General features: G+C 74.4%; 5 protein-coding genes and 2 pseudogenes. 2 read left to right on the top strand and 5 right to left on the bottom strand.

The annotated features are described in order from the left end of the window. From AOK09_RS42930 to AOK09_RS35770, 4 genes and pseudogenes are all read right to left on the bottom strand, one after another. Positions 1 to 522: pseudogene (locus tag AOK09_RS42930) on the bottom strand (hypothetical protein); the annotation flags it as partial. A 366-nt stretch (positions 523 to 888) separates the two neighbouring features. Then, positions 889 to 1,374, bottom strand: coding sequence for a DUF6113 family protein (locus AOK09_RS35780; protein WP_245687634.1), 486 nt, complete (start codon positions 1,372 to 1,374; stop codon positions 889 to 891). Positions 1,375 to 1,382: 8 nt separating this feature from the next. Further along, positions 1,383 to 2,330: an N-acetyl-1-D-myo-inositol-2-amino-2-deoxy-alpha-D-glucopyranoside deacetylase gene (mshB, locus tag AOK09_RS35775; protein WP_055591349.1), complete on the bottom strand. Its 948-nt coding sequence runs from the start codon at positions 2,328 to 2,330 to the stop codon at positions 1,383 to 1,385. Between the two features lie 52 nt (positions 2,331 to 2,382). Beyond that, positions 2,383 to 2,577: a hypothetical protein gene (locus tag AOK09_RS35770; RefSeq protein ID WP_055591348.1), complete on the bottom strand. Its 195-nt coding sequence runs from the start codon at positions 2,575 to 2,577 to the stop codon at positions 2,383 to 2,385. Between the two features lie 333 nt (positions 2,578 to 2,910). On the opposite strand from AOK09_RS35770, the gene AOK09_RS35765 reads away from it, so the two are divergent. Further along, entirely contained in the window at positions 2,911 to 5,022 is a 2,112-nt protein-coding gene (locus AOK09_RS35765; protein ID WP_055591347.1) for a S9 family peptidase, read from the top strand. A gap of 87 nt (positions 5,023 to 5,109) precedes the next feature. Here AOK09_RS35765 and AOK09_RS39800 read toward each other — a convergent pair whose 3' ends face one another. Next, complete coding sequence (locus AOK09_RS39800) at positions 5,110 to 5,295, bottom strand: hypothetical protein (RefSeq protein ID WP_055591346.1); 186 nt, start codon at positions 5,293 to 5,295, stop codon at positions 5,110 to 5,112. A 355-nt stretch (positions 5,296 to 5,650) separates the two neighbouring features. On the opposite strand from AOK09_RS39800, the pseudogene AOK09_RS35755 reads away from it, so the two are divergent. Continuing rightward, positions 5,651 to 6,045, top strand: a pseudogene (locus AOK09_RS35755) (ATP-binding cassette domain-containing protein); the annotation flags it as partial.

The following is a 6,045-nucleotide window of genomic DNA, read 5'->3' as shown; positions in this document are numbered from 1 at the left end:
CGTACCGCCCGCGGGGGTCGCCGGACCGGACTTCTTCCGTGGCCGGAACCAGCCGTCGGTCGGCGCGGGGGAACCGTCGCCGTCACCCTCCGGCACCTGCCACTCCGGCGGGAGGTTGGGCGGCGTGGAGGTGCGGTTCTCGGCGTCCATCACCCCGAGCACGGGGGAGGCGGGGCCGGCGGCCCGGCGCCTGGGAGAGCCGCCCTCCGGCCCGGCGGGGGCAGCCGGCGGGGCGTCGGCGGCCGGCTCGTCGCCGGACTCCTTCACCGGGCTGCGGACCACCACGGGCGGAATCGGCCGTGAGCCGGGGATGTTGATCCGGATCCGCGTGGTGAGCGTGGTCTCGGTCCTGGGCCCCTCGTCGGCGTTCGGCTCCTCGGCCGCCCCGCCCGGCCCCAAGCCGTCCGGACCGAAGGCACCCGTGGCCTGCGGGACGCCGTAAGGGGGCGTGCCCGACGGATAGGCGTCCGCGCCTGTGCGGCGGGGGCTCGGGGACGCTTTGTCAGAATCGCGGCTGCTCAATGCTGCTCCGGGTTCGCCTCTGTCGCCCGCGGGGGCTCCAGTCGCGGGTTGTGGATCGACCCTCGCACGGTGCACCGCACGTGGGCTGTGGCCGGCACCGGTCCCCTGGCCCGGCCCCGGAGGGCGTGGCCGGTGCCTCCTGGCTCGCGGACCGGTGCGGAGAGTCTAGGGTCCTGCCCGCTGCCCGGCCATCGCCGGGCTGCCGCACCACCATACTGGGAACGTCGGGACGGCGGTCGGCTTCCGAAAGAACCCCCTTGGTCCCAATCGTCTCCTATGGCAGCCCTGGTGAACCCTGCTGACGGGCCGTCGCAGGCTCCCCGGGCGCTCCGGCGCCCTGGATGACGTGTCAGCGGCCCCGCCGGTTCACCTTCGCCGCGCGGCCGCCGGACCTGCACCGAATCCGTACATCAGTCGGGTCGGCAGGGTGGCACAGATCACGCCGCCCACCGCCCCGGCGAAAAGGTACGCATACGATCCGAAGCCGCTCGCCAGGATGAAGTCGCCCTCCGGCCGCGGACTCATCGTCACCATCAGCACCAGGAACCAGCCGATGAGCGGCGCACCGGCCCCCAGCTTGGTGGTGGTGAACCGCAGCCCCCCGTAGAACAGGGCCACCGTGGCCGCCACCGCGAGCAGCAGCCCGCCGGGGAACCAGAGCGACTGGGCGAAGGAACCGGCCAGCGCCGTCACCCCGCCCAGCACCAGCAGCACCGCGTAGGCGGCGATCCGCACCCCGCGCAGCGGCGGCTCCTCCGCCAGCCGGTCCGCCCGGGAGCCGATCAGCGCGGCGACTCCGCGCCGGGGCGCACGAGGCGGAAGCGGCTTGCCCGGACGGGGGTCCTCCGGCATGGCGGGGCTCACCGGGCCGCCTCCAGTCCGGCGAAGAGGTCGTCCTCCCAGCCGTCGGCGGCGCCCGCGCCGCCCCGCACCAGCCGGTAGTACTCCACCGCGGGCATCGGCTGGCCCAGATGGTTGGAGAGGGCGAAGAAGGAGCCGTCCACGGTGATCTGGGTGGCGTGCGCGGCCATCGCCGCGGCCTTGCGGTCCGCGTACGCCGAGCCGTCCACCGCGGTGGTCACCGCCGCGTCGTCCACCACCCCGGGGACGTCGGCGGGCCCGGCCACACCCGGGAAGGGGCTTGCCTTGCCGGCGGCGCGCAGCGCGGCGAAGCCGGCCTCCAGCACCGAGCGCGGCATGCAGTTCCAGTAGACCTTGGCGACCGTCCAGGCGGCGCCCAGCTCCGGCCGGAAGGACGGGTCGGCGGCCAGTTCGAAGGCGCGCATGGCGACCCGGTGCGCCTGGATGTGGTCCGGATGCCCGTAGCCGCCGTTCTCGTCATAGGTGACCAGCACCTGCGGCCGCACCTCGCGGACCACCGCCACCAGATCGGCGGCGGCCTCGTCGGGGTCGGCCTGCCAGAAGCAGCTGGGACGGTCGTTGCTGGGGACGCCCATCATCCCCGAGTCCCGGTAGCGGCCGGGCCCGCCGAGGAAGCGGTGGTCGGTGACGCCCAGCTCCTTCATGGCGGCGGCCAGCTCGCCCACCCGGTGCTCGCCGAGGGTGTCGTGCCGGTCGGCGGTGAGATCGGCCAGCTCCGCAGGGATCACCTCGCCCTCCTCGCCCAGGGTGCAGGTCACCAGGGTGACCAGGGCGCCCTCCGCCGCGTACCTCGCCATGGTGGCGCCGTTGCCGATCGACTCGTCGTCGGGATGGGCGTGCACCAGCAGCAGTCGGCGGGACGGCAGGCCGTCCCCGACCGCACCGGCGGCTCGGGGGTGGTCGGACGGATCCGGCAGCTCGCTCATGGGGATCAGCGTACGGGCGGCCTCCCGCGGCGGCGGGACCGGTGCGGCCGTATCACAGCTTCAGGCCGTTGATCATCCCGGCCACGTTGCTGGTGACCTGCTGGATCGACGGGGCGATCGAACTGGAGGCGAGGTAGAAGCCGAGCAGGGTGCAGGCGATGGCGTGCCAGAACTTCAGGCCGGAGCGGCGGATCAGCAGTACCACGACGACAAGCAGCAGGATGACTGCGGAAACCGTCAAGGCCATGGCGGTTCAACACCTCTCAGCACGCGCCGCACGGGGCGGCGGCGGTCGGGGGACCAGCGGGGACAGCGGGAGGGGCGGCACTGCTCGGCGGAGGCGGGTTCCGCCGCACCGGATGGGGCCAACCGGCTATCCCTTCATACCCGATCGGTGAGCCTGTCATTACTTTCCGTCAGCCCGCATATGCCGGTGCACAGATGCACCACCGGGGCGCACAGGCCCTGGAATCCGCGTGCGGAGCGGGCCCGGGACCGCGGCGCGGGCGCCGCAGGGTGCGACAAGGCGACGATCGGAGGTACTCCCTCCGGGTGTCGGGCCCGGCATAGGGTCACCCGTATGACCAAGGAGATCTCCTTCCCCCGGCAGTACTCGCGGACGCTGCGCTACACCCTGGGCGCACCCCGGTCCTTCACCGTCTCGCCCGACGGCGAGCGGGTGGCCTTCTTGCGCTCACGCTCCGGAACCGACCGGGCCAACCTCCTGTGGGTGCTGGACGCGGCCACCGGCCGCGAGCACATCGCCGCCGACCCGTCGGTGCTGCTGGGCAGCGGCGAGGAGGACCTCTCCCCGGCGGAGCGCGCCCGCCGGGAGCGCAGCCGGGAGGGATCGGCCGGGGTCGTCGCGTACGCCACCGACGCGGCAGCCGGCCTGGCCGCCTTCGCCCTCTCCGGGCGGCTGTTCACCGCGGACCTGCACGAGGGCGGCGAGGCCCGCGAGATCCTGGTGACCGGCCCGGTGATCGACCCCAGGCCGTCGCCCGACGGCCGCCATGTCGCCTATGCCACCACCCGCGGCGACCTGCGGGTGGTCACCGCGGACGGGGTCACCGACCGGGCGCTGGCCGAGCCCGACGCCGACGGGGTGACCTGGGGTCAGGCGGAGTTCATCGCCCAGGAGGAGATGGACCGCAACCGGGGCTTCTGGTGGTCCCCCGAGAGCGACCGGTTGCTCGCCGCCAGGGTGGACGACAGCCCCGTGCAGCGCTGGTGGATCGCGGACCCGGCCAACCCGGGCACCGCCCCCGCCGAGATCGCCTATCCCGCAGCGGGCACCGCCAACGCCGAGGTGACCCTCACCGTCATCGGGCTGGACGGCTCCCGCACCGACGTCCAGTGGGACCGCGGCCGCTACCCCTACCTGGCCCGGGTGCACTGGTCCGCGGGCGGCCCCCCGCTGCTCCTGGTGCAGGCCCGCGACCAGCGCAGCCAGCTGGTGCTCGCGGTGGACCCCGGCACCGGCGTCACCCGCACCCTGCATGTGGACGAGGACCCGGTGTGGCTGGATCTCTTCCCCGGCGTGCCCTGCTGGACCCCCGACGGGCGCCTGGTGCGGATCGCCGACGAGGGCGGCGCCCGGGTCCTGGCCGTCGGCGACCGGGTGCTCACCGGTCCCGCGTTGCACATCCGCTCCGTCCTGGACGCCGGGTCCGACGACGTCCTGGTCGCCGCCTCCGCCGGGGAAGGCGCCGCCGACCCGGAGACCGGCCAGATCCATGTGCTGCGGGTGAGTTCCGGCGGCGCCGTCCGGGTGTCCCAGCAGCCCGGCGTGCACACCGCGGCCCGCTCCGGCCCCACCACGGTGCTGGTCTCCGCCTCCCTGGACCGGTCCGGCGGCCGCGCCCGGGTGCTGCGCGGCACCACCCCCGTGGCCGAGATCGCCTCCTTCGCCGAGACCCCGGTGATCAGCGCCGAGGTGCGGCTGGTGACGGCCGGCAAGCGGGGCATCCCCTGCGCGGTGCTGCTGCCCACGGGCTACGACCGGGACCGCGACGGCCTGCTGCCGGTGCTGATGGACCCGTACGGCGGCCCGCACGGCCAGCGGGTGGTCGCCGCCCGCAACCCGCACCTGACCTCCCAGTGGTTCGCCGACCAGGGCTTCGCGGTGGTGGTCGCCGACGGCCGCGGCACCCCGGGCCGCAGCCCCGCCTGGGAGAAGGCCATCGCCTTCGACATGGCCGGAGTGACCCTGGACGACCAGGTGGAGGCGGTGCAGGCGCTGGCCGAGGAGTTCCCGCTGGACCTGGGCCGGGTCGCCATCCGCGGCTGGTCGTACGGCGGCTACCTGGCCGCACTGGCGGTGCTGCGGCGCCCGGACGTCTTCCACGCCGCCGTCGCCGGAGCACCCGTCACCGACCTGCGGCTCTACGACACCCACTACACCGAGCGCTACCTGGGCCACCCCGACGAGCGGCCCGACGTCTACGACGCCCATGCGCTGACCGGGGACGCCCCCGGGCTCAGCCGCCCGCTGATGCTGATCCACGGCCTGGCGGACGACAACGTGGTGGCCGCCCACACCCTGCGGTTCTCCTCCGCGCTGCTGGCCGCCGGACGCCCGCACACCGTGCTGCCGCTCTCCGGTGTCACCCACATGACGCCGCAGGAGCAGGTGGCCGAGAACCTGCTGCTGCTCCAGGTCGACTTCCTCAGGCGCTCCCTGAACCTCTGAGCACCGTCCGGCCCGGGGCTGCGGCACCCGCACCCCGGGCCGGGCGGCGGCTCCCGGCTCCGTACCGGGCCGGCCGTCGAGGCGGCGTCAGGCTGCGGGCGGGTCCTCCCGGCCGGGCTGCGGGGCGCCGGGCTCGCTCTCGGGCCCCTCCCGGAGCGTTCTCTCCCGCTCCGCGGGTCCACCGCCCAGCCGTGAGCCGACCACGGCCCAGACGACCCCGAAGAGCAGTGAGGCGGCGGTCACCGCCAGGGCGATCCCGAGCAGGACGTGCATCGTTCTCCGCGTTCCCCTCCGCGTCGTACCGGTCCGTGCGGCCCTTTTCACAACCGCACAAGCTGAGGATTCCCAGCCCGGCTGCGCCGAACCCGCCGAAGCCTACGCACGGGACGGGCCCCGGGCACCCGACGCGCCGTGACATCCGTCATGCGGAGAACACGACCCGCCGCACTGCCGCCGCCACCACCGGCCGGACCACTCTTGGGGAGCCGGATCGAGAGACGGCCGAGAGCCAGGAGAGGGACGGATGAGGACCGCGAACGCGTCAGCCCGCGACGTACCGCAGCAGCACACCAGGGAGACCGAGGTCGCCGCCTTCACGGCGGTCACCAAGAGCTACGGCCAGGTCAGGGCGGTGGACGGGCTGGATCTCACCCTGCGCCCCGGTGAGACCGTGGCCCTGCTGGGCCCCAACGGCGCGGGCAAGTCCACTGCGCTCGATCTGCTGCTGGGCCTGCGCAACCCGGACCGGGGCACGGTCCGGCTCTTCGGCACCACACCCCAGGAGGCGCTGGCGAACGGCCTGGTCGGCGCGATGCTGCAGAGCGGCGGACTGATGTCCGACGTCAAGGTCCGCGAACTGGTGCAGTTCGCCTGCGACGTCCACCCCCGCGGCTACCCCGTCGACCGGGTGCTGGAGACGGCCGGGATCGCCGGCATCGCCGACCGCAGGATCGGCAAGCTCTCCGGCGGACAGGAGCAGCGGGTGCGCTTCGCGCTCGCCACCGCCGGCGCCGGCGACCTGAT

Source organism: Peterkaempfera griseoplana (assembly GCF_001418575.1).
Taxonomy (GTDB): domain Bacteria; phylum Actinomycetota; class Actinomycetes; order Streptomycetales; family Streptomycetaceae; genus Peterkaempfera; species Peterkaempfera griseoplana.
This window is presented reverse-complemented; position numbering and strand designations above follow the sequence as displayed.

Coding starts and splice junctions, on each gene's coding strand:
- AOK09_RS35765 (WP_055591347.1), top strand. CDS start 2,911: ATGACCAAGGAGATCTCCTTCCCCCGGCAGTACTCGCGGACGCTGCGC.
- mshB (WP_055591349.1), bottom strand. CDS start 2,330: ATGAGCGAGCTGCCGGATCCGTCCGACCACCCCCGAGCCGCCGGTGCG.
- AOK09_RS39800 (WP_055591346.1), bottom strand. CDS start 5,295: ATGCACGTCCTGCTCGGGATCGCCCTGGCGGTGACCGCCGCCTCACTG.
- AOK09_RS35770 (WP_055591348.1), bottom strand. CDS start 2,577: ATGGCCTTGACGGTTTCCGCAGTCATCCTGCTGCTTGTCGTCGTGGTA.
- AOK09_RS35780 (WP_245687634.1), bottom strand. CDS start 1,374: ATGCCGGAGGACCCCCGTCCGGGCAAGCCGCTTCCGCCTCGTGCGCCC.